This window comes from Thermogemmatispora aurantia (assembly GCF_008974285.1).
In the GTDB taxonomy this organism is placed as follows: Bacteria; Chloroflexota; Ktedonobacteria; order Ktedonobacterales; family Ktedonobacteraceae; genus Thermogemmatispora; species Thermogemmatispora aurantia.
Genome location: NZ_BKZV01000002.1, coordinates 1 through 22,786, shown reverse-complemented (window position 1 = coordinate 22,786; position 22,786 = coordinate 1). Strand labels below are relative to the sequence as shown.

Genomic DNA, 22,786 nt, shown 5'->3' with positions numbered 1-22,786 from the left:
GAGGCAGCAGAGAAGGAGAGGGATCGCTCCCTATGCCGCCACTGCAGGGGATCGGTCCCTCTCGCCGTTGCTGACTGCCTCGTTCGTCTTGCCTGGCGGCTTTGCTCGCGCTGACTCGCTCCGACCCGCTCGGGCGTCACCTTCTCTGAGAGGGAGCAAGAGGGCTGATTGCGCGGGGAAGCCGGGCCCACGCCCCACCTGCCTGGGTTGAGTGACTGTGCTGGGTTGGTTCTCTTGTCGTCTGGTTTTGTTAGCAGCATGGGACGAAGGGAGTGAGCGACTGCTATGGATCTCTCCATTGAGAAAGCTGTTCCGCTGACAATGCGCCCGCGCCGGCGCCGGCTGCGACTGCCGCTGGAGGCGTGGGCCTGGATTGCCCCGGCAGTCTTGCTGTTGCTACTTTTTTTCATCTACCCCTTCATCAACACCGTACAGCTCAGCTTCGAGAACGCCGATTCGACCCGCTTCGTTGGCCTCAAAAACTATCAGGCTATCTTTACCGATCCCGATATGTTGAGTGTGCTCAAGAACAACCTGCTCTGGTTGCTTTTTGGCACCCTCCTGACGGTGGGGCTGGGCCTGGTCATTGCGGTCCTGGTGGATCGGGTCAAGGTCGAGGGGCTGGTCAAATCGGCGCTCTTTATTCCGATGGCCATCTCGATGGTGAGCGCCAGTATCATCTGGCGCCTGGTCTACCTCTATCGTCCCCCCGATCAGACGCAAATTGGCCTGCTGAACGCCATTCTGGTGCTCTTCAAGCTGCCCCCGCAGCCGTGGCTGGTCAATACCAGCGTCAACACCTTTGCCTTGATCGCTGTCTATGTGTGGATGTGGACCGGCTTCTGCGTGGTGGTCTTTTCGGCGGCGCTCAAGGGGCTGCCTGATGAGATCATCGAGGCGGCGCTTATCGATGGGGCCAATCGCTGGGTCCTCTTCTGGCGGGTGATTGTACCGATGATTAGTCCAACCATCGGCGTGGTGACGACCACCATGATCATCAACATTTTAAAGACGTTCGATATTGTCTACGTGATGACGGGTGGCAATTACAACACCGATGTGGTGGCGGTCGAGTTCTATCGCCAGCTCTTTACCTTTGGCGACTATGGGCTGGCCAGTGCCCTGGCGGTTTTGCTGACGCTGGCAATTCTGCCAGTGATGTACCTCAATATTCGCCGTATCCGGCTGGAGGAAGGAGGCCAGGCGTGATCGGAGAGCAGGTACAGCAGCCGTTGATCCCAGCTCTGGCGACAGCCCGGCGTCGCCCGCTGTCCAGGCGCCGGGGCTGGCTGCGCCGCCTGAGCGAGCAGGTCATTACGGTAATCGCCCTGCTGATCGCTGTCGTTTGGTCGCTGCCAACTCTGGGCTTGCTGATTAGCTCGTTCCGCCCTCCCAGCTTGATCTCGACGACGGGCTGGTGGACGGCGCTTCTGCCGCCGTGGCAATTTACACTGCAGAACTATGTCCAGGTGATCACAGCCCAGGGCCTGGGCCGCGCCTTTATCAACAGCGTGATTATCGCGGTGCCGAGTACTATCCTGCCGGCGCTGATTGGCTCCTTGGCCGCCTTCGCTTTCGCCTGGATGCGTTTTCCGGCGCGCAATACCATCTTTTTCTTGATCATCAGTTTGCAGATTATTCCTCTGCAGATTGCTCTGGTGCCGCTGTTACAGATCTTTACCAATATTGGGCTGACGGGGCAATATGCAGCGGTCTGGCTGGCTCATACGGCCTTTGGGCTGCCTTTTGCCATTTTCTTGCTGCGCAATTTCTTCGCTGCTTTGCCGCGGGATCTGTTGGAGGCGGCCTATGTCGACGGAGCCTCGAATTTCCGCCTCTTCTGGACCATTGTCTTACCGCTCTCGCTGCCGGCGCTGGCCTCGCTGGTGATCTTTCAATTCCTGTGGGTCTGGAACGACCTGTTGGTGGCCTTGATTTTCCTGGGAGGCAATCCGCAGAATGCGCCGATGACCCTGACCATAGCCAGCCTGGTTGGCTCCTATGGCGAGAACGACCAGGTGCTAACGGCGGCGGCTTTCCTGTCGATGGCGCTGCCACTGGTGATCTTCTTCGCGCTGCAGCGCTACTTTATCCGTGGCATTCTGGCCGGCTCGGTCAAGGGCTAGTCTGGCCGCCCTGTCTTCCGAAGATCCGAGGAGAGGAAGGGAGCAGGCGAGAGCAGTGGCGGTGGCAGCTCTTGGCCTGCTCCCCTCTCCTGGGTTCTTTCTGGCTGGATGGCTATGCCCGGGTGCATGCTCGCTCTGGCTGGAGGATAGGGCTTTGTCGCCGGGAGCTCCTCTGCTGACGTTGCGGGAAACGCTGGAGAATCCGCCAACAAATGGCCACGATTGGCCTGGCACCTGTGGCCTGGACGGGTGTATAGTGAGAGGCCGGCGGCGGCCAGGATGGCTTGCTTGAGTACAGTGGTGGCTTTCTTGGCCGGTGAGGCGAGGCTGCCTGCGCTGCATCGTGGACTGTTCTCTTGCTAAAGAGAGTAGCTCTGAGGAGGTTTTTTATGTACGTTGGACTGCAGATTCCTTCGTTCAAGTGTCCTGGTGGGACGGCTGCGATCCGACCTCTGTTGAAGGAGGTGGTGACGAGGGCGGAGGAGGCGGGTTTCTATAGCTTCTGGGTCATGGATCATTTCTACCAGATTCAGGGTTTGTTCGGTGAAACGTATACCGATCCCATGATGGAGTGCTATACCACGCTCGGTTATTTAGCCGGGCTGACCGAGCGGGCCTATCTTGGGGTGTTGGTCACGGGGGTAATTTATCGCTATCCCTCGATTTTGCTCAAGACGGTTAATACGCTTGATATTCTCTCTGGTGGACGGGCCTATTTCGGCATCGGGGCGGCCTGGTACGAGCAGGAGGCCCGCGGCTTTGGTGTGCCCTTCCCCGCGCTGGCGGAGCGTTTTGAGTTGCTGGAGGAGACGCTGAAGCTGGCGAAGGCGCTGTGGGCGAGCGATCAGACCGCCTTTGAGGGGAAGCATGTTGTGGCGCCCGCCGTTACAAATAATCCTCGCCCGCTTTCTCAGCCGCATCCGCGCGTGATGGTCGGCGGTTCGGGTCCCAAGAAGACGATGCGTCTGGTGGCTCAGTATGCCGATGCCTGTAATATTAGTGAGCGCTTCGGTCGGGAGAGGATGCAGCAGACTCTCGATGCGCTTAAGGGGCATTGCGAGAGCGTGGGCCGCGACTATGCTACGGTCGAGAAGACGTCTCTGTCGACCGTCCATCTTTCGGGCGGCGATACGGCGGCGAGCGTGCGCGCGCGTTTGAAGGATCTGGCTGCGATGGGGTTCACTCATGCCATTGTCAATCTGCCGGATCTGTACGAGTTGAGGCCGCTGGAAGTCTTTGCGAAGGAGATTATTCCGGCAGTGGCTGAGTTCTAGGCAGGAAGCTGGTGCAGGAGGGCTGGTTCAAGGTCAGGGGGAAGGCAGGGGAGAAGGAGGCCGCCGCGGCTCATTCATGGTATGCCTGCTGGGGACTCCTTCCCCTTCTGTTCGCGGTGCTGTTCCTGGCTGGGGCTGGGTCTGGCTGGGCCCTGACCCGCGCTCTGGCCCGGCTAGTTGTGAACAGCGCTGGCAGCATGCTTAAGCGCTAGCGTTAGGCTTCTGCCCCCAGACGGTGAGCCAGGTCCAGACGGCGCAGAAGTCGTCGGCCTGGGCCTCGGCGATGGCTTGCTGATAGAGCTGGTCAAGCTCCTCGCGGCTGATGACGCCGGTCTTGAGGAGGAACGGCTTGATCAGTTCGAAGCCGACAAACATATCTTTGAAGGAAGCATAGTGCAGTGGGGCATCGCTGGACCAGTCGACGGCGTTGCCGCGCAGGCGTACGTCGCTGAAGCCGGCGCGGCGCAGCAGGCGCGGCAAGACGGGGGTGATGCCGATGTGGCGCCCGTCGGGCGAGAAGCTCTGACCGGCCCGTTTGAGAGCGGCGGCCATCAGGGAGAAATAGCGCTCAACGGCCGGGCTGGTGGTTAATCCCCACTCGCTTTCAGTGAGGCGGATGACGCCCCCGGGCTTGAGGAGGCGGCGGCACTCGGCCAGCAGGCGGGGCCAGGCGTCGGGCGACATGAAGCTGAAGAGCAGTCGCGCGTTGATCAGGTCGAAGGAGGCGTCGGGGAAGGCCAGCGGTTGGCGGACGTCCATGACCAGGAACTGGACGTTGGAGAGGCCGCGGGAGCGAGCAGAGGTGGTAGCGTACTCGACAATGCTGGGGTTGATGTCGACGCCGATGACTTCGACGTGAGGGAACTGGAAGGCGACTTCGCAGGTCCAACCGCCGGGGCCGCAGGCCAGATCGAGCAGGCGCCCGCCCTCGGGAAGGGTCTGGCCTTCGGGGAAGAGGCCGCCCATCGCCTCGGTGAGCAGGCGGTCTTGCTGCACGAGACGAGCCAACTCCTCGACTTGCTCGGGATCAACGGGGTAGGTGCTGGCCTGGGGCTGAGGCTCTGCTTCAGAGTGGGTCATGCGCTGGTGCTCCTTTCTAGACTGATGTGATGGGACGTCTTCGCTACCAGGGGGACTCGGGACAGCCGTGGCTGGCTACCGGACAAGCTGCCAGCATGCTTAAGCGCTAGCGTTAGGCTTCTGCCCCCAGACGGTGAGCCAGGTCCAGACGGCGCAGAAATCGTCGGCTTGCATCTCGGCGATGGCCTGCTGATAGAGCTGGTCTACTTCCTCGGCACTGGCGACTCCTGTTCTGATGGCGAAGGGTTTGCCTAGTTGGAAAGCCACGAGCATGTCTTTGAAGAAGACGTAGTGCATGGGGGCGTCGCTGGACCACTCGGCAGCACTGGCCCGCAGGCGGACGTCCTGGAAACCGGCCTGGCGCAGCAGGCGGGGCAGGACGGGGGTGATGCCGATGTGGCGCCCGTCGGGCGAGAAGCTCAGGCCGGCTCGTTTGAAGGCGGCTGCGGCCAGGGCAAAGCAGCGCTCTGCCGCGGCGCTCGTTGTCAGGCCGCATTCGGTTTCGGTGAGGCGGAGGACGCCGCCGGGCTTGAGGAGGCGGCGGCATTCGGCCAGCAGGCGGGGCCAGGCGTCGGGCGGCATGAAGCTGGAGAGGAAGCGCCCATTGATGAGATCGAAGGAGGCGTCGGGGAAGGCCAGCGGTTGTCGGATGTCCATGACCAGGAACTGGACGTTGGGGAGGCCGCGAGAGCGGGCAGAGGTGTTGGCGTATTCGACGATGCTGGGGCTGATGTCGACGCCGATGACTTCGGCAGAAGGATGCTGGAAGGCGACTTCGCAGGTCCAACCGCCGGGGCCGCAGGCCAGGTCAAGCAGATGCCCGCCCTCGGGAAGGGTCTGGCCTTCGGGGAAGAGACCGCCCATCGCCTCGGTGACCAGGCGATCTTGTTGGACGAGGCGAGCCAATTCCTCGACTTGCTCGGAGTCAAGGGGGTAGGTGCTGCCCTGTGGAAACTGGGAGGACTGGGCTTGAGGCTCCGGCTCGGAATGAGTCATAGCTGGTTCTCCTTTCTTCTCTCCAACTGAGCTGTAGATCTGCAGTACTGGGCTAACTGTCCGCTTTATGTCCCCAGACGGTGAGCCAGGTCCAGATGGCGCAGAAGTCATCAGCCTGGGCCTCGGCGATGGCCTGCTGATAGAGCGGCTCCAGCTCCTCGCGACTGATGACGCCGGTCTTGAGCAGGAAGGGCTGGATCAGTTGGAAGAGGACGAAGAGATCTTTAAAAAAGGCGTAGTGCATGGGGGCCTCACTGGACCACTCGACGGCGCCGGCGCGCAGGTGGACGTCCTGGAAACCGGCCTGGCGCAGCAGACGCGGCAGGACGGGGGTGATGCCGACGTGGCGCCCGTCGGGCGAGAAGCTCTGACCGGCCCGTTTGAGGGCGGCGGCGATCAGGGCGAAATAGCGCTCGGTGGCCGGACTGCTGGTCAGGCCGAATTCGGTTTCGGTGAGGCGGATGATGCCACCGGGTTTGAGGAGACGACGACATTCGGCTAGCAGGTGCCGCCAGTCCTGGGGCCGCATGAAGCTGAAGAGCGAGCGTCCGTTGATGAGGTCGAAGAAGGCGTCTGGAAAGGCCAGGGGCTGGGTGATATCCATGATCTCAAAGGAGATGTTCGGGAGGCCACGGGCCTGGGCCTGGGTGCTGGCGTATTCGACGGTGCTGGGGTTGATGTCGACGCCGATGACTTCGATGTGAGGGTACTGAAAGGCGACTGAGCAGGCCCAGCCGCCGGGTCCACAGGCCAGATCAAGCAGGCGCCCGCCTTCGGGGAGGGTCTGGCCTTCGGGGAAGAGGCCGCCCATCGCTTCGGTGATGAGGCGGTCCTGTTGCAAGAGGCGGGCCAGCTCTTCGGCCTGGCCTGCGTCGATGGGGTAAGCGCTGGCCTGGGGCTGGGGGTGAGGCTCTGGCTCAAACGCTGTCATGGGCCTGGTGCTCCTTTCCTTTCTCCTGACTTGCTGGCTGAGCTTCTTTAAGCGCTGGCGTGGGGCTGCTGGCCCCAGACGGTGAGACCGGTGGCAATGGCGTAGAAGTCGTCAGCTTGCATCTCGGCGATGGTCTGTTGATAGAGCGGCTCCAGCTCCTCGCGACTGATGACGCCGGTCTTGAGCAGGAAGGGCTGGATCAGTTGGAAGAGGACGAAGAGATCTTTAAAAAAGGCGTAGTGCATGGGGGTATGGCTGGACCACTCGACGGCGCCGGCGCGCAGGCGGACATCCTGGAAGCCGGCCTGGCGCAGCAGACGCGGCAGGACGGGGGTGATGCCAACGTGACGCCCGTCGGGTGAGAAGCTCTGACCGGCCCGTTTGAGGGCGGCGGCCATCAGGGCGAAATAGCGCTCGGTGGCCGGGCTGCTCGTTAGAGGGAACTCGCTTTCGGTGAGGCGGATGATGCCACCGGGTTTGAGGAGACGGCGACATTCAGCCAGCAGGTGCCGCCAGTCCTGGGGCTGCATGAAGCTGAAGAGCGCGCGCCCGTTGATGAGGTCGAAGGAGGCGTCGGGGAAGGCCAGCGGCTCCATGACGTTCATCACCTGGAATTGGACGTTGGAGAGGCCGCGCGAGCGGGCGTAAGTGTTGGCGTACTCGACGGTGCTGGGGCTGATGTCGACGCCGATCACTTCGACGGAAGGATGCTGAAAGGCGACTTCGCAGGCCCAGCCGCCAGGACCGCAGGCCAGGTCAAGCAGGCGCCCGCCCTCGGGCAGGGTCTGGCCTTCGGGGAAGAGGCCGCCCATCGCTTCGTTCACAAGACGGTCTTGCTGGATCAGGCGAGCTAATTCGTCAACCTGCTCGGTATCAATAGGATAGGTGAGATCGGTCTGAGACGCTCCGGCTTGCGCAAGCCCCTCGTTTTCTCGTGTGTCGGTCATGGTTTGGTTTCTCCCTCTATTCCTTTCCGCTCTTGTCTTGCTGTCAGACAGGCAAGAAGAAGCACCTGTTGATTGGGGCTGATGACAGGCGCTCGGCCTGATTCTTCATGGCTGACGTCCCCAGGCGGTCACCCAAAACCAGACCGCAAAGAAGTTGTCGGCCTGCATTTCTGCCACCGCCTGCTGATAGAGCGTGTCCACTTCCTGGGCCTGAGCCACGCCCGTCTTCACGAGGAACGGCTTCAGTAGATCGAACATGACAAATATATTTTTGAAGGTGCTGTAGTGGTAGGGGGTCCCGCTGGACCACTCCAGCACGCCGCCACGCAGGCGCACGTCGTGGAAGCCGGCCTGGCGCAGCAGGGGGGCCAGGACGGGGGTGATTCCCAAGAGGTGCCCGTCGGGGGAGAAGCTTTGTCCGGCCCGCTTAAGGGCCGCGGAGCAGAGCGCATAGTAGCGTTGGGTGGCCGGGCTGGTGGTCAGGCCCCACTCGCTTTCGGTGAGGCGGAGGAGGCCGCCGGGCCTGAGGAGGCGACGGCACTCGGTCAGCAGGCGTGGCCAGTCCTGGGGTCGCATGAAGCCAGCCAGGAAGCGGGCGTTGATCAGGTCGAAGGAGGCGTCAGAGAAAGCGAGGGGCTGGGTGATGTTCATCACAGCGAAGTGGGCGTTACTGAGGCCGCGCGAGCGGGCCTGCGCATTGGCGTATTCGACGACGCTCGGGCTGAGATCGACGCCGATGATCTCGGCCTCGGGATAGTGAAAGGCCAGCTCCAAGGCCCAGCCGCCGGGGCCGCAGGCCAGGTCAAGCACCTGGGCGCTGGCTGGTAGCGTCTCCACTTCGGGCAGGAGGCCCCCCATTGCTTCGGTGACCAGGCGATCCTGTTGCATCAGGCGGGCTAGCTCTGCCGCCTCTTCGGCATCGATGAAATAGGTCCCCCCCTCGCTGGCGGGCTGGCTGGGGGTCGCAGGTTCTTCAGCAGCAGACATATGCTAGCAGATCTCCTCTTCTTCTGTTCAACTCATGTGGTGGTGCTTGGGAGAGAAGAGAGCAAGCCAGGGCATGCTCATCCTTCCGTGCCTGCGGCGTCCGCTGCAGTCGTCATCGGCCCGCGGGGGAAGGTGTTGCCTAACTTGCCCTTTCCTGCAAAAAGCATACCAGCCTGTGTCACACTTGGCAAGCGTGTTTCTTTCTTTCTTCGTTTAGGGTTGCTCCTCCTGATCACTCCTGGCCAGCAGCATATTGATGATATTGAGTTCGTGGGACATGAACAGGTAGTGATCCAGGAAGATCTTGCGCCGCGCCTCGGGCAGGTTGTAGCTGCGGAAGATCACAAAGGGAAAATGCTCGTAATGGCGGCCTAGGGGAAGAGTGCTATCGATGGGATAGAGGGCGCGCAGGTAGCTTTCGAGCAGCCGACGAAAGCTGGCTGTCGGCTTGCTTTCCTCCTCGGCCCCGCTCTGAAAGTGGCTGTGAAAGACTTCGCTGACCAGCAGCGTGTGTAATGGAACGGCATAGTGCTGGTCGGCGTGCTGCGTTTCCTGGCTGAAGTGAGGAATGATGGTGTTCTCGCGAGCGATGTGGCGCAGCTCCTTGATCAGAGCGATACCGTCCTTGAGCAGCAGGCGAATCTCGTCGTTGCAGTGCGGATGACGCCGGAGCGCCTCCATACGCTTGAGTAGTTCCTCCCCGTGCCGGTCGGTTTCCAGGAGCTTGAGCAGGCTGATCCAGTATTCTTCCCGCAGGCGCCGCTCACCTAACGGTACAATCAGCAAGCTACCTGCGATGTAGGCCCGCTCCAGGGGAGGCAGCGTCAGCAGATGGTCGAAGCCCTGCATGACGGCCTGCTCAAACTCCTGCGCCAACTGATCCAGGACAGTCAGATAGGGGCGTGGCTGGCCCTTGCTCTTAGCTCGCGAGGAGGCTCCTCTCTGCGGCGCGCGGTGGCGCAGACTCGTTCGGGGGGGCGTCAGCTCGATGTGGACTTGGCTGAGGACGTTGATCAGGTAGGTAGCCACTTCGCGAAAGGCCGGATTCTCTGGATGCTGATAGCGTAGATCATCGAGTTGGTCGACCAGGCGTCCCAGGCGTGAGGTCAGGCTCTCGCCGGCGGAGAGCACGGCCTTGCCGCCTATGGGAATCATCAGGAAGCGCTGATAACCAATCTGGCCCTCGCCCTTGATGCGCGTGAGGAGAGCCGTTTTGAGGATCAGCAGGATATTGAACAGGGCCAGCAGGCTTTCGCGCAGGGCCGAGGCCCGCTCTTCGCTCCGCTCGTAGAAGAAGCGGTCAGAGAGATAGAAGGTAATGCTTTTCTCGGTGTGATCGAAATCGCCGCCGCGCCCGCGGTAGATGACCTGGAGAATCTCCATCAGGTTCTGCTCAATGGCGAAGCGCGGCACGTCAACCAGGATCTCGCGAGCGCGCTCAAAGGAGAGGCCGCGACTGGCTGAGGCGGTCATGAAGATGGCACGCACCCGGTTCTGATAGTCTTTGACTTTCTGTTTCTCTTCCTCGGAGGTGTTGGCGTGGATGGCCAGGTAGTCTTCGTAGAGCTGGAAGCGCCCCAGGCGGCGCTGAAGCTCAGCGATCAGCTCGGCCAGGCGCTGCTTGTCCTGGATGTAGATCAGGACCTGCGGAGCCTCGGGCTGCTGGAGGATAGTGAGCAGGTCCTCTAGCAGGCGCTGCTGCAGGCTGCTTTTCAACTGCTGGCTGCTGGCTCGCAGGGCGGTCTTGTCTTCGTAGGGCTGGATCTCCAGGCCAACGCGGTAGCGCAGGCGCAGGGCGCTGGCCGGGTAGCCGTTGGCGTTGATGCCGACGGCCCGCTGCCGCTTGAAGGAGAATTCGCTGCGGCTGAGGGGTTGCGGTGGCTGTGTGGCGCGCCGGAAATAGATTTTGTCCGGCTCGTAGGCGCTGTCTTCCAGGTGGCGCTGAATGAGCTGGGGGTCGACGATCGAGGCGTCGGCCACAATGACCTTGCAGTGGATGGTCGTCTGGTGGAAGAGCTGGTACTGACTGAGCAGGCTGTGTACGCCCTCAACGAAGGCCGCGCCGCTTTCGTCGCCTGTGACTTCGTCAATCATGAAGAAGATGTATTTGATCCGCTGGCTGAGGTGCTCCAGGGCGGCTTGTTGCAGGCTCCCCTGCTTGAGCAGGCTCTGAAACATGCGCTTGAGGTGCTTCAGGGTGGTCGCCTGCTCGTGGCTGGTGCGCCGGAGCGATTGGACGGCCACGGTGGCGACGATGGTCGGGGAGAGTTGTTCTGTCAGGGCGACGTCGATGGCTGAGCAGAGGCTGTCAAGGACGCCGCTGATGCTCTGGCCGCGGTCGATGAGTAGGCCCTCTTCGACTTCCTCTAGTCGGCGCTCGCGCGGGCGCTGCTGCTGGGCTTCGGGGCCTTCGGCGGGCAGGAAGTCGACGCCGCCCACTGAGAAACGCTCGTGGCGCTGGAACGAGTAGTAGTGCACGGTATGTTTGCCGCCGTTGGCCTGAATGTAGGCGGAGTTGGTCGTCAGGGCCAGCAGCGTTTCGCAACGCGGGTGCTCTGGGTGGTCCTGCTGGAACTTGTGGATGATGTCGATGTTGACCTGCTTGCGGGGGCTGACGTAGATGAAGAGGAAGCCTTCGCCCTGCCTGGCGCGCGCTTTGAGAAAGTTGACGATGGCGGTGGTTTTGCCGATGCCGGGCGTGCCGGTCAGGAAGAGGTAAGGGGTCGGTTGGGCCAGTTCGCGCAGGACAAGGTCGGCGTGGAGGTCGCGCAGGTTGCGCCCGACGCAGGGCGTGTCGGGGAAGAGGGCCTGTAATTCGGGAGTCACCTGCTCGGCGCTGAGGGGGGCATTCATGGCCACGAAGTCGGTGAGCCATTCCTCATGACAGATCCAGTGCAGGCCGTCGTCCCGCCTGGGCTGCTCCAGGAGCTGCCGAATGAAGCGCCCGCCGTCCTGGAAGGCGCGCCGGACGTAGTTGCTGATGACGGTCAGCAGTTGCTCGCGGCTGGCCTCGATCTCCTGGCGCTTGTCGTGCTCGCGGTAGATCTCGGCGCAGGCTGCCAGGACGGCGAGCTGATCGCGGCGCAGGGTCATGCTGTTGCTGCCGCGGTCGGTGTAGCCGATGATGTGAAAGGTGAGGCTTTCCTCGGGGGGGAGAATCTGGTAGGAAGACAGGAACTCATAGAAGCTATGGGCATAGCTGGCCGCCTGGATGAGTTTGTAGCTCTCTTTGTCGCGGCGGCTGAAGGCCTGGAAGTAGTGTTTGAGGCCGCTGGCTAGCAGTCCCTGGCCGCTGAGCAGGGTGGCATCGGTGTCGATGCTCAGGTTAGAGAAAACGCTGCGGGTGCGCATGTAGCCCAGCTCGCGTAGCAGCAATTCGCCGATCTCGTCGGCTGAGGTGAGGCTGCGGGCGTCGCCAAGACTGCGGACGGTGAAGACCGACAGGTCGATGCTGAGCAGGCGCCAGTGTCGGCCCTGTCGCAGGAGGAGCAGGAGGTCGGCCTGGGGAAAGTGGCCGCGCCCACAGTAGCCTTTGTAGATCTGCTCGCTGGGGGGGAGTGTGTAGCCACGCCGGCGCAGCTGTTCTAGCAGTTCGGCGAAGGCCAGGCTTTCTTTTTTATCGTAGGTGCCCAGGCTGTTGGGACCGTGAAAGCGGCATTGCAGGTAGAGGATGTCTGGCGGTGCGCTGCGGAGGGCCGCCAGGGCTTCCAGGAATTCCTGGCAGAAGGTCAGTCCGCCCAGGTAGCCGCGCAGCAGGATGAAGAGCGCCCAGTAGCGGAGCTGCTCGCGGTCCCAGGTGCTGACGACGTGGCTACGCTTGCTGAGCCGGCTGTAGAGCGGCTCAAAGTGAAGCTGGGCCAGCTCCTGGCGGTAGTATTCGTAGGTCGGTTGCTGGAGGCAGCCCTGTTGGCTGAGGGCGGCGAGCAGGCCGCTGGCGAAGCCGATTTCGAAGAGCCGGCCCATGTCTTCGGCGAAGTGCTGGTCGCTGCTCGCTGGCTCAAGGCCCTCAGCGCCCTGGGTAGCGGCTTGTTCTGAGACTGACATGCTGCTTGTGCTCCTCCTTTCTGCCTTTCTGCTTTGCCCGGCTCGGCGTCCTTGTCGCGATGGCTCCTCAATGGGCAGGCGGGTTCTGGTCGGCTGCTGGCTGTTGGCGCTTGGTGTGGCGGGCCTGTTCCAGCTCGCGCGAGCGCAGGACTGAGCGGACGTGCGTCAGAAAGGCCAGCATGTTAAAGCGGCACTGGCCTTTCATGTGGGGAATGATGGCCTGGGCGCCGATGCTGCGGTCGCCGATGATGCGCTTGTAGGGGTCGAGCTTCATCATCGGGTTGGACGGCCTTTCGAAGCGCATGAAGTGCAAGAGGGTAATGGCTTCGATCAGGCTGTGCTTGGTAGTGCCTGGCTGGTCGGGGGCCAGCAGGTCGGACCAGATGTACTGCTCGTAGGTGGGGTCCTGGTCGTAGACGTGGGTGACCGTGGAGTAGGCCATGACGCCGTTGTAGACTCGCTCCTGCGCCTCGGGGGCGCCGGCGGGAATGGAGTAGCCGGTGTAGAGGTTGAGGAACATGACGGTGCGCTTGCTGGGATCGTTGACGACGTCGGCCAGCTCGCGCAGTTCGTCGATGTAGAGCGACTCTTGATCTTGCTTGGCTGAGCTGCGCTCAAGGTCGAGGACGTAGTAGAGGTCGCAGAAGATGGGGTAGACGCGAAAGTCGGCGCCGACTTCGCGCATGGCCTGGATGATGTCCTGGCTCATGAAGAACAGCTCACGGGCGCCGCCTTTGGTGAGGCCCAGGGTACGGCTGTAGGGGGCGTGGGCCACGTAGAGCAGGTGACGGTAGCCCTGTTGGGCGCAGTAGCGGGCCTGTTCGATGATGATGTCGGGCCGCGTGTGCATGCTCTCGGAGGGGTGATTGTCGGCAAAGGTCCTGAGCCGGCGCAGTACGAGGTCGTTTCCCTGCCGCTCCAGGCCCAGCACTTCGCCGTAGATGGTGGCCAGGTAGTCATCGCGCGCCTGCGTGTTGTAGTCACATTTGCGGCTGGAGACGACCAGGATGGCCACTTTGTCCAGGCGCCCCTGTTGGGCCGGGTCGGCGTTGGAGGCGGTGGTCGCGCTCGCCGCTTGCGGCTTGAAGCGGTGCGGCAGGGCCGCGTAGAGCGAACACAGGGCGCTTCTGAGCATGTGGTAGCTGGTCTGGTCGCTGGCCTCCAGGGTCTTCCTATGCAGGCCTTGCGAGCTGGTCAGGTAGTCGGCCCCTAGCAGGTGCTCCAGGACCTTGGTGATGCCGTGCAGGACGCTTTCGTCGTTGTAGTGCTCCTGGCCGGCCTCTTCTTTCTCGACGTGGATGCAGATCAGGGGGATGAAGCGCTGGTCTGGCTCAATGGCAGTGGCGCTGTCGACGACCAGTTTGATGAAGAGGTAGGCGAGCAGGAGGTAGGTGAAGCGGTAGACGAAGGCCGCCTCTGAGTGCACGGCTTGCCCTTTGTAGTGGTAGCCGTAGCCAAGCGCGATATGGCGCAGGTCGCCAAAGCGTCGCCGGATGAGTCCCCTCATGAGGACTGTTTCCTGCTTATCCGCCACGGCGGGGACCAGGATGACGGGGAGAGCCTGCAGTTGGCCAAGGTCGTGGCTCATCTGGTAGCTGCCGATGGTCTCCTCGCTGGCCTCCTCCCCTTTGAGGAAGTAGAGCGGTTCGATCTGCAGGCTGACATCGAGTTTGCAGAGCACATTGCTGCTGAGGCTGGCCCCTTCGATAGTGATGTACTTGAGTAGCTCGCGTCGCCGCTCTTCCTGGAAGGAGAGTTCTGGGCTGAAAAAGTGATGGTGGCAAAAGATCTTTTCGGGATCTCTGGCCAGCACGCCGGTGCTCAGGGAGACGACCAGGTCGGTCCGGTAGGTGCGGGCCTGGTGGGAGGGCTTGGTGAGGGAGGCGATCAGGACGGTGCGCAGTTGCTGCAGGAGGGCCAAGGTGCTCTTGTTGGACCCCTGGTCCTGGGCCTCCGGCGGCTCCAGTTCGGCGGCCAGCCGCTGCAGGGCGGCCTCTTTCTCTTCCTGGCTGCCGGCCCGCAGGATGGGTAATAGCTCTTGTTCAAAGTCGTGCTCGGGCTGGTAGGTCGGGTCTTCCCAGCGCTTGAAGGCGAAGAAGTAGAGGACGGCTACGCGGATGATGCGCGTGTAGAAGGCTTCAAGGGTGCCGTTGCTTTCGGCTTCCTGGCGGCGCCTTGCAAAGGCGGGGTTGCCTGGTTGCAGAAGGGCCAGGTGGAAGGAAAAGGATGGCTCTCCCTCACCGCCGTGGACGTGTACTTTGCCGTTGAGTTTGAGGCGCAAGCCGTGGATGAAGCGTTTGAGGCCCTGCTGCTCGTAGATGATTTCGCCGAGCTGACCGGCGACTTCGCCGAAGATGGGCAGGGGATCGAAGGCGTCGGCCCGTGAGAAGAGGTCGCGCAGGTTAAGGCGCTGCTGGGTTGGTAATGCTCCGTAGGAGACGAGGTAGTGGCTGTCGGGGTGGCGCTGGAGGTAGCTTTCAAGCTGGCGCAGGCGCTCGATCAGGGTCTGGAGCAGACGCGCGGCCTGGAGTTCTTCCTGGCTGGCCTTGGGGTCGCTGATGAGGCTCTCTCTGATGTAGGCCAGGTAGTGAAGGCGCGCGGTGCGCTGGATGCGGGCCAGGACCTCATTGGTGATGGTCTCGCACAGGGTGTTAATCTGGTCGGCGACCGGTCCCTCGGTCTGGCGAAGGATGGCCGCGGCCTCTTTCAGTTCATCTTCTTCGGCTTGCTTGTTCTCGCGGTAGGTTTCAAGGTGGGCCTGGATGCCCGCGATGATGTTCTCTCTGAGGGCGTCGATCCGCTGTACATCGATGGTCAGTTTGTGCCCTTTCAGCCTGGTCCGCTCCTTGGTGCCGGGCTGCTTCTGAAAGTGCAGGCGACGCCGCCGTACCAGGGACGGCTGCCCCAGGGGATAGCGAAGGTTGTTGATGGTCTCCAGCGGTTTCCGCGGATCGAACTTCTCGAAGCGCTTGATGCTAAAGCGGCTGAGGGCTTGAAAGAGGCTGCTGGCGCACTGCTCGGGGGTCTGCCTGTGCAGGCGGCAGAGGTCGTTAAAGGCCTGGCGCAGTGGCTGCAGGATGTATTGCTCCAGATCGCTGCTGAACTTGCTGCGGGCCTTGTCTTCGGCAAAGTAGACGCTGGCGTAGCTGGTGCCGTAGCTGTTCTCGAAGGGATGGGCCAGCTCTTTCACCTGGCTGGCTACTGCCTGGGCGATGTGGTCAATGTTGAAGCTGAGCCGATGCTTTCCAAGCTGCAGGATCGCGCCCTCAGTGCCAACCAGGCGCTTTTCTTGCTGTAGCCGCTGTAACTGCTTGCCGATGGTCGCGAGGAGCTGGCTGTAGTTGACAGAGGCTAGCTGGTGCTGTCGTTCTCTGAGTGTGCTCATGGGTGGTGGTCATCCTCCACTGTGCGGCTCCTGGTTGTCTGTACGGGTCAGAGGGCAATGGCGCCGGGCGCCTTGGGCGGCACAGCGCTGCGCTGGGGTCTGCCCTTTTTCTAGTGAAACGCTGGCTGTATCTCTTTTTTGTAGGGCAGAATGCCGGACAGGTGAATCACTGCGGTGGAAGGTGCCCACCGTGCCGGCTCGGATGCTGCCCCAGGATTCTTCTTTGAGGTGACAGAAGAAGCGGTTACTGCGAGGGAGGTGTCTGCATATGGAGAGGCAGGCCCTGGCGCGCGGGTAGATGAGGCGGTGAGGGCGAGAGGGCCGCGACGCACAACGGGCGGGGTGGGCGCGACATCGCCCGCCCCTCTGTGCGCGTCTATCATCTCTGGCTAGAGGTGGCCCTGGTCCCCGGCCTCGGGAGGCTGTAGCCCGGGCGGACATTGCTCCCAGGGAATACGTCGCAGCAGCTCGGCGCGTGTGTTGGCCCCAAGTCGATCGCGCAGCCGGTAGATGTGACCGCGCACGGTGCTGGCGGTGATCCCCAGGCGTCTGGCGATCTCTTCGTCTTCCAGTCCCTGGCGTAGCAGGAGCAGGACCTCCCATTCGCGGGGCCGCGGCGGCCCTGGCTCGCGCGGCCCCCATTGGCGATGATAGCCTCGGCGCTGGCCCATGTTCTGGCTATGTCCTCCTCTTCTTCTTTCTGGCCTCTGCACTAATGCGACCTGACGGGTCGCGTTCGGCTTGAGGCTTCTCTGCCCGCTAGCTGTATGGCCGGTGACCGCCGTCGGGCATGGGCACAGGGGTGGGTAGGGTCTGACTGCCAACGGTGAAAGGAGCGTGCAGGAGAGGCGAAACCAGCGGCGCTGGTGAGGGCATGGGGGGCGCTGCGGAGCCGCCCGGCGGGGCGCTGGCGGTGGTGAGGCGGCGCACGAGGGCGACCAGGTGCCCAACGTCGAAGGGCTTGGCCAGGAAGGCGCTGGCTCCCACTAGCCGCGCACGCAGGCGCTCGCGCAGGCCGTGGCGCGCGCTCATGAGGACGATGGGGATGGTCGAGAGCCGCGGCTGCTTGCGGATGAGAAGGGTCAGTTCGTAGCCGTCAAGCTTGGGAAGCATGAGGTCGATGAGGAGGAGGGCCGGCGGCTCTTCGGCGCGCGCGATGGCTTGAATGGCGGCCAGGCTGTCGCTGTGGCAGCGTACTTGAAAGCCAGCTCGCCGCAGGGCCAGGGCAATGATGAGACGACAGACGGCTGAGTCATCAATAATGTCTACTGTTCCTGACATGGCAATGCTCCTTTCCAGGCTGTTTCTCTGCTAGCGGGTCCCCTGTCGCGCTGATCGCGTGACCGCCCGATTGCCCGCTTGACCGGCAGCCCGCTCGCTATGGGGCGCGGCCTACCCCCTGGGGTCCGGGTCAGTCAGGCGCTCGGTCGTTCGGTCTGTCAGGTACGGATGGCGCCCGCCAGGCAGCTAATCACCCGGGGAGAGGCGAGGAGCCTGCGGGCCTCCTGCGGGCGAGCGCCTGACCGCTGCTTATTGCTATAGCAGGACGAGCTTGCAGCAAAAGTAGAGGTGGCACTCCTGACGTCGATAGCAGACGATGATGTTCCTTCTTGTCCGACTAAAGCCGCCCGCTCGCTTCTCTTTTGCTCTTGTGTAATTTAGACGACTGATGACGGAAACTACTTTTCGATGTGCAGATGTATCTGCTATAATCAAAGCGCACGGTGTTGAACCTGGCACGTTATGGACTCTACGGCGAAGGTGTCGCGCGATGTGGCGCGTGATGCTTGCCGCGATCTGGCCCTGGGGCGCGCTGGGTTGCCTGCCGCTAACCGTGGGCTGGGGCGTCGGCTGGGACTGAGAAGGCGGTGAGATGACTATGGCCGGAAAAGAGCTGCTTGTGAAGATGGGTGACTCCTTGCCGCTGGTGCGAGTGTGGATGTTGGGGCCGTTTGTGGTGGAGCTGAGGGGGGCCGATGGGGCGTGGCGGGCGCTGCCGGGGAGTGTGTGGCGAACGTATTTTTATGCACGCCCGCTGTTGCAGCGCTTGCTGTGCGCGCATGGGCGAAGGGTGGAGCGGCAGCAGTTGCTGGCGGATTTGTGGCCAAGGGAGGAGCCGAGTGAGGCGATGGAGCGCTATCCGTTGACGGGGGCCGGGCAGGTGCGGAAGCTGTTGGGGCGAAGGGAGTTGTTGCAGACGTGTGGCCAGGGGTATCAGTTGGCCGATCAGGGCTGGATCTGGACGGATGTGGATGAGGCTCTGAGGCTGGTGAGGGAGGCGAGGGGGAGGGGACTGGAGAGCCTGGAGGCCTTGCCGTGCTTGCAGGAGGCGGAGAGGCTGTTTCGGCGGGGTCGGCTGTTGGAGGGGCAGGGGGCGCTGTGGGCGGTGGCGTATCGGGAGTGGGTGGCGGGTGAGCGCTGGAGAGCAGGGCTGGCCCTGGGCAGGCTCTATGAGAGGGTGGGGATGGAGAGCGAGGCGGGGGAGCAGTATCGGCAGTTGTATGAGGAGGAGCCGTATAAGGAGGAGGCGCTGTTAGAGGTGTATGGCTGGTGGATGAGACAGGGAGAGAGGGAGAGGGCGGAGAGAGTATTAGAGGCGGGGCTGAAGAGATTGGAGCAGGAGGGGGTGCCGCTGACGGCAGAGGGGAAGGAGCAGGTGAGAAGGCTGAGGGAGCAGGGCGAGGGAAGGACCTTGGTGGTGGTGCAGGGGGAGGCTGTGGTATACTGGGAGGGAAGTAAGGGAGCGAGCGCGGAGGAGCGGCGAGAGGAGAGATGCAGGAAGGAGGTTCCGCAGGGGGAGCCTGAGCTGCAGGGGAGGCTGCTGCCGTTGGGTAGGGGGCAGGAGGAGGGGGAGTGTGGGGTGAGAGTGCTGGTCTGGCCGCTGGTGTGGGGGAGGGAGCGGCGAGGGAGCCTGCAGGAACTGGAGAGAGAGATCCAGGAGGAGCTGAAGATGAGCGAGCGCAGGGAGCACGAGGCAGAGACGAGGGCTGCGCAGGGGCAGCGGCTGCCGAGGAGGCAAGCGCTGTTGCTGCTGGCGGGGATGCCGCAGGTGCTGTTGGGACTGGGGAGCGTAGGAGGAGGCTGGGGCTGGGAGTGGGAGGGGATGAAGGAGGGGAGGCTGAGAGAGGAGGTGCTGCCGGTAGTGGCGGGGAGCATCACAGCCTGCTGGCATCTGCTCAATGAGGGGGAGTTAGAGGCGGTCGAGCGGACGGTGGGGAGCTATCTGCCGCTGCTGAGGAGGTGGGCGTATGAGCCATCGGGGGTGCAGCAGGAAGCGGCGAACCTGGCGGCGCAGGGGCATTTACTCCTTGGTTTTATTGCCTATCATCGTCTCCAGTTTCAGCAAGACCTGAGCTATGACCAGGAAGGAGTAGCACTTAGCAGAGTGTCTGGTGTGCCGGCCTTACTGGTCAAGGCCCTGACCTGCCTGGGTCTGGATTACTATCATCTGGGAGCGCCGTTGCAGATGCAGCGGGTGCTAGAAGAAGCTAACAGGCTGCTTGGCCATGTTCCCCCGGTACTACATTGGGCTGTATATACAGGTCTGGCGTTAGCCTATGCCAAGCAGGGAAGGGCTGAGGAAGCTGTGGGGTACTTGAGCCAGGCTAGAGAGTGGGGGGATATTTCTAGGCTGGGTGGGGACCAGCTTCCAGTTTACCTGCAAGCAGATGAAGGGCCGTGGAAGCTGATTGTAAGAGAGAGTTTGGTACATATCGAGCTGAGCCGGCACGGGGAGGAGAGGGAGCATGCGCTGGAGGCGGAGCGAGCGCTGGCGCAGATCGAGGGCTGGCGGGGGCGGATAGCGGTGCCGGAGCGGATTCGGTTAGAGATCGTGAACAGGAGGGGGGAAGCGGCGATAGGGAGGGGGGAGCTAGAGGAGTACGTGAGCTACACGGTAGAGGGAGCGGAAGGGGCGAGGAGGCTGGAGAGCGGCAAGAGGAGGCAGGAGCTGGTGAGCAACTGGAGGAGGGCGCTAGAGCGCTGGCCGGGGGAGAAGCGAGTGAGGGAGCTGGGGGAGCTGGTGCTGGAGATGTAGAGGCCGAGGAGAGAGGAGGAGAGGAACGATGAAGGAGGGAGAGCGGGGAGGCAGTCGTGACGCCTCAGCCTCCCCCTTCCTCGCGACTGGCCGCCGAGCGCCCGCCAATGCCCCAATTTCGCTTAGGCACCTCGTAGATAATCACACGCACCTCTTCCACCGGATACCCCAATTCGCGTCCTGCTGCTTCCGATAGCAGACGAATCAAGCGCTCCTTCTGCTCCTCACTACGGCCTTCCATGATGGTCACTTTGAGAACAAGCATTGCCTACTCCTTTCTGCGCTTCACCCATACACGCAGAGGTATAGCATCCAGCTCCCTTCCTTCTCGTCACTTTCGTCGACGCCCATCTTCTCTTAGCCTACCACAGAGCCGGCTCCCTGATCCACAGTCGGCCAGACGTCGTAGCCGGGCTGGCTCCCTCCTTAGTGTCTCTGGCCATCCCTGGCTTGCCAGAGCCATGAGCGGCGGCATACAATAGAGCTACCACCTGGTCGCTGACCTACCCCAGCAGCCAGTGCGCCAGACCAGACAGAAAGGAGCCAGGACACCGATGCCCATGCTCGAAGTACTGCGTGCCGCCGACAGGCCGCTCACCGCAGCCCAGAAGCGCGCCTTTGCCCGCGAAGCCACTCGCATCTTTCACGAGGTCCTTGGCACCCCGCCCGGGCGCCTGCGCCTCTTCTTCCTCGACACCTCGCCCGAGGGCCTGGAGGGCCTGCATGAGCTGCCGCCCCTCGGCGAGAGCGACGAACACAATGCTGGAAGCACCGCCTGATAGTCAGGCGCTTCCCGTCCCTCCCTTCCCTGGCTGAGGTCCGTCCTGACCAGCCAGACCTGTCTCACTCCACTAGCCTGGCAGACCCTCCAGCCGCAACTCACGCCGGAACTCCTCAAGATAGCGCCGCATAAAAGCCAGGCGCTCCTGAGCCAGCGCTCGCCCCGTGGCCGTCCCCATCATCTCCCCTATCCGCAGCAGCTTCGTATAGAAATGATCCAGCAGATAACGCCGGTCGTCGGGCACGTGCTGCTCAGCAAACGGATCAGTCGGATGATATGGGCGTGTCTCTGCCACTGCCCGCAGCGCCCCCGTGATCGCCCAACGCATCACCCCAATCGCTCCCAGACCATCCAGGCGATCCGCATCGCGCACCACCCGCGCCTCCAGCGTCTGCGGCTCAATTCCGCGACTGAAGCTATGGGCCAGCACCGCATGCAGAATCGCCTCCCGCTCCTCAGCAGGCACCCCGTGAGCGGCCAGCACTTCAGCAGCCAGATCGTGCGACAAATCGGCGTGGTGCCGCTCCTGAGCTGTAGACAGCCTTTCCTCTCCCTCGTCCTCCGTAGCTACCCGCCCCAGATCGTGCAGCAGCGCTGCCATGCCCACCACAAACTGATCAGCTCCCTCGCGCTGCGCGATCGCCAGCGCCAGCCGATAAACCCGCTCTATATGGTCCCAGCCGTGGGCCAGGTCTGCCCTTCCCACACTCGCGAAACGCCCCTCTACCTCGCGGTAGACCTGGGCTAGCACGGCATCTCTATCGAAAGTAAAAGCCATCTTCTCGCTGCATCATCCTTTCTCTGTTGTCTGCCAGGCTCGCTACGCAGGCCGCCTGGCCATCTCTCAGGCGCGCCCCAGCAAGACGGTCCGCTCACCTCTCGTCCACCCTGGCCCGGCTCAGCTCGCCCCCTCATGTCCCCTGTGGCGCAAGCAGATCCATTCTACACCATCGCTGGCCCCTCCTGCCTCGCCCTCCTCCCGGGGCCGTGGCATAGCGCTTCTCAAGAGGCTCCGCCGCGCTTCCCCTGAAAAATTTCACAGGGGCCTTGACAAAGACCCCAACCCCCGACTATATTCTATTTGAAAACGCTTACGTAAGCGTTTTCGGTACCGATTTCACCACAAGCAGGAATGCAAGGAAGCTTCCGCTCCCTCCCCCAGCCTGCAGAACCTGCTAGTCGGGTTCTGCAGGACGAGGAGCGGCAGCAGCGAGACTCGTGCAAGGAAAGGAAGCACGACAGAGCATGACACCGCACACCATTCGACGACAGAGCTTGTGGGGACGCAAGCAACTGCTGGCGATCCTGGCGCTGCCCGTCCTGCTGCTGACGGGCTTCTTTGGCGGTCAGGCGCGGGTGCAGGCCGCCAGCTACTGCCAGGTCAGCTACAGCGTCGTCAGCCAGTGGCCAGGGGGCTTCAGCGTCAACCTGGTCCTGCAGAACACCGGCAGCAGCAGCTGGAATGGCTGGACCCTCACCTTCACCTTCCCAGCCAGCGGTCAGGCCGTCACTCAGGGCTGGAACGGCACCTTCAGCCAGTCGGGGCAGAACGTGACCGTCACCAACGCCAGCTGGAATGGCACCGTGGCGGTCAACAGCTCGGTCAGCCTGGGCTTCAACGGCACCTGGACGAGCAGCAACCCGACGCCGACGAACTTCGCCGTCAACGGCAACGCCTGCGGTAGCAGCAGCGGCAGTGGCACGCCGACGCCGACGCCGACCCCCTCGCCCACTCCAGGCAGCACACCGACGGCGACCCCGACCGCGACTCCCTCCCCCACGCCCACCCCGGGCAGCACGCCGACCCCAACAGCCACCGCCACGCCGACGAGCACGCCCACCCCAGGGGTGCACGTGCAGAATCCCTATGAGGGGGCGCAGGGTTTCATCAACCCCTACTGGGCGGCAGAGGTCAAGGCGGGCGCGGCCAGTGTTGGGGGGACGCTGGGGCAGAAGGAAGCCGAGGTGGCCAACTACTCGACCGCCGTCTGGCTGGATAGCATTGCGGCGGTGACCGGCGGGACCGGCTACCCGACCAACCTGTCGGGCTATCTGGATGCCGCCGAGCAGCAGGCCGCTGCCAGCAGCCAGCCGATCGTGATCACCTTCGTGATCTACGATCTGCCGGATCGCGATTGTGCGGCCCTGGCCTCCAACGGAGAGCTGAGCGTCTCCAACAACGGGCTGGCCATCTACGAG

At 62.8% G+C, this 22,786-nt stretch carries 17 protein-coding genes; 6 read left to right on the top strand and 11 right to left on the bottom strand.

Annotated features, from left to right (window positions below; translation table 11 throughout):
- The first annotated feature begins 285 nt into the window (after window positions 1-285).
- From KTAU_RS06965 to KTAU_RS06955, 3 genes are all read left to right on the top strand, one after another.
- Entirely contained in the window at window positions 286-1,209 is a 924-nt protein-coding gene (locus KTAU_RS06965; RefSeq protein ID WP_228026349.1) for a carbohydrate ABC transporter permease, read from the top strand.
- On the top strand, window positions 1,206-2,126 hold the full coding sequence (locus tag KTAU_RS06960) for a carbohydrate ABC transporter permease (RefSeq protein ID WP_228026348.1): 921 nt from the start codon (window positions 1,206-1,208) through the stop codon (window positions 2,124-2,126). Before KTAU_RS06965 ends, KTAU_RS06960 begins: the two co-directional genes overlap by 4 nt.
- A gap of 389 nt (window positions 2,127-2,515) precedes the next feature.
- Window positions 2,516-3,400 carry a TIGR03560 family F420-dependent LLM class oxidoreductase gene (locus tag KTAU_RS06955; protein WP_151727704.1) on the top strand — a complete coding sequence of 295 codons (885 nt, stop codon included), beginning with the start codon at window positions 2,516-2,518 and terminating at the stop codon, window positions 3,398-3,400.
- A gap of 201 nt (window positions 3,401-3,601) precedes the next feature.
- Here KTAU_RS06955 and KTAU_RS06950 read toward each other — a convergent pair whose 3' ends face one another.
- The 9 genes from KTAU_RS06950 to KTAU_RS06910 all read right to left on the bottom strand — a co-directional run bounded on the left by KTAU_RS06950 (window position 3,602) and on the right by KTAU_RS06910 (window position 17,051).
- Complete coding sequence (locus KTAU_RS06950) at window positions 3,602-4,480, bottom strand: class I SAM-dependent methyltransferase (protein ID WP_151727703.1); 879 nt, start codon at window positions 4,478-4,480, stop codon at window positions 3,602-3,604.
- Window positions 4,481-4,579: 99 nt separating this feature from the next.
- On the bottom strand, window positions 4,580-5,476 hold the full coding sequence (locus tag KTAU_RS06945; RefSeq protein WP_170293127.1) for a class I SAM-dependent methyltransferase: 897 nt from the start codon (window positions 5,474-5,476) through the stop codon (window positions 4,580-4,582).
- Between the two features lie 52 nt (window positions 5,477-5,528).
- Window positions 5,529-6,407, bottom strand: coding sequence for a class I SAM-dependent methyltransferase (locus tag KTAU_RS06940; RefSeq protein WP_151727701.1), 879 nt, complete (start codon window positions 6,405-6,407; stop codon window positions 5,529-5,531).
- A gap of 47 nt (window positions 6,408-6,454) precedes the next feature.
- The gene (locus KTAU_RS06935; protein WP_151727700.1) at window positions 6,455-7,354 is read right to left on the bottom strand and encodes a class I SAM-dependent methyltransferase; all 900 of its coding nucleotides are present in this window, start codon (window positions 7,352-7,354) and stop codon (window positions 6,455-6,457) included.
- A gap of 105 nt (window positions 7,355-7,459) precedes the next feature.
- Complete coding sequence (locus KTAU_RS06930; protein WP_151727699.1) at window positions 7,460-8,341, bottom strand: class I SAM-dependent methyltransferase; 882 nt, start codon at window positions 8,339-8,341, stop codon at window positions 7,460-7,462.
- 213 nt (window positions 8,342-8,554) lie between these two features.
- Window positions 8,555-12,385, bottom strand: coding sequence for a helicase (locus tag KTAU_RS06925; protein WP_151727698.1), 3,831 nt, complete (start codon window positions 12,383-12,385; stop codon window positions 8,555-8,557).
- 67 nt (window positions 12,386-12,452) lie between these two features.
- Window positions 12,453-15,770 carry a hypothetical protein gene (locus KTAU_RS06920; protein ID WP_151727697.1) on the bottom strand — a complete coding sequence of 1,106 codons (3,318 nt, stop codon included), beginning with the start codon at window positions 15,768-15,770 and terminating at the stop codon, window positions 12,453-12,455.
- A 389-nt stretch (window positions 15,771-16,159) separates the two neighbouring features.
- Complete coding sequence (locus KTAU_RS06915) at window positions 16,160-16,441, bottom strand: response regulator transcription factor (RefSeq protein WP_151727696.1); 282 nt, start codon at window positions 16,439-16,441, stop codon at window positions 16,160-16,162.
- A gap of 88 nt (window positions 16,442-16,529) precedes the next feature.
- Window positions 16,530-17,051, bottom strand: a complete 522-nt coding sequence (locus KTAU_RS06910; RefSeq protein WP_151727695.1) for a response regulator — start codon at window positions 17,049-17,051, stop codon at window positions 16,530-16,532.
- Window positions 17,052-17,898: 847 nt separating this feature from the next.
- Between KTAU_RS06910 and KTAU_RS06905 the strand changes: the two genes are divergently transcribed.
- Window positions 17,899-19,806, top strand: coding sequence for an AfsR/SARP family transcriptional regulator (locus tag KTAU_RS06905; protein WP_170293126.1), 1,908 nt, complete (start codon window positions 17,899-17,901; stop codon window positions 19,804-19,806).
- A 64-nt stretch (window positions 19,807-19,870) separates the two neighbouring features.
- Here KTAU_RS06905 and KTAU_RS06900 read toward each other — a convergent pair whose 3' ends face one another.
- Window positions 19,871-20,071: a tautomerase family protein gene (locus KTAU_RS06900; protein ID WP_151727693.1), complete on the bottom strand. Its 201-nt coding sequence runs from the start codon at window positions 20,069-20,071 to the stop codon at window positions 19,871-19,873.
- 289 nt (window positions 20,072-20,360) lie between these two features.
- Between KTAU_RS06900 and KTAU_RS06895 the strand changes: the two genes are divergently transcribed.
- Window positions 20,361-20,585, top strand: a complete 225-nt coding sequence (locus KTAU_RS06895; protein WP_151727692.1) for a tautomerase family protein — start codon at window positions 20,361-20,363, stop codon at window positions 20,583-20,585.
- 72 nt (window positions 20,586-20,657) lie between these two features.
- On the opposite strand, the gene KTAU_RS06890 is transcribed toward KTAU_RS06895, so the two are convergent.
- Window positions 20,658-21,365: an HD domain-containing protein gene (locus tag KTAU_RS06890; protein WP_151727691.1), complete on the bottom strand. Its 708-nt coding sequence runs from the start codon at window positions 21,363-21,365 to the stop codon at window positions 20,658-20,660.
- A 467-nt stretch (window positions 21,366-21,832) separates the two neighbouring features.
- Between KTAU_RS06890 and KTAU_RS06885 the strand changes: the two genes are divergently transcribed.
- Window positions 21,833-22,786: cellulose binding domain-containing protein (locus tag KTAU_RS06885; RefSeq protein WP_174844059.1), on the top strand; the 954-nt coding region annotated here is incomplete at its 3' end.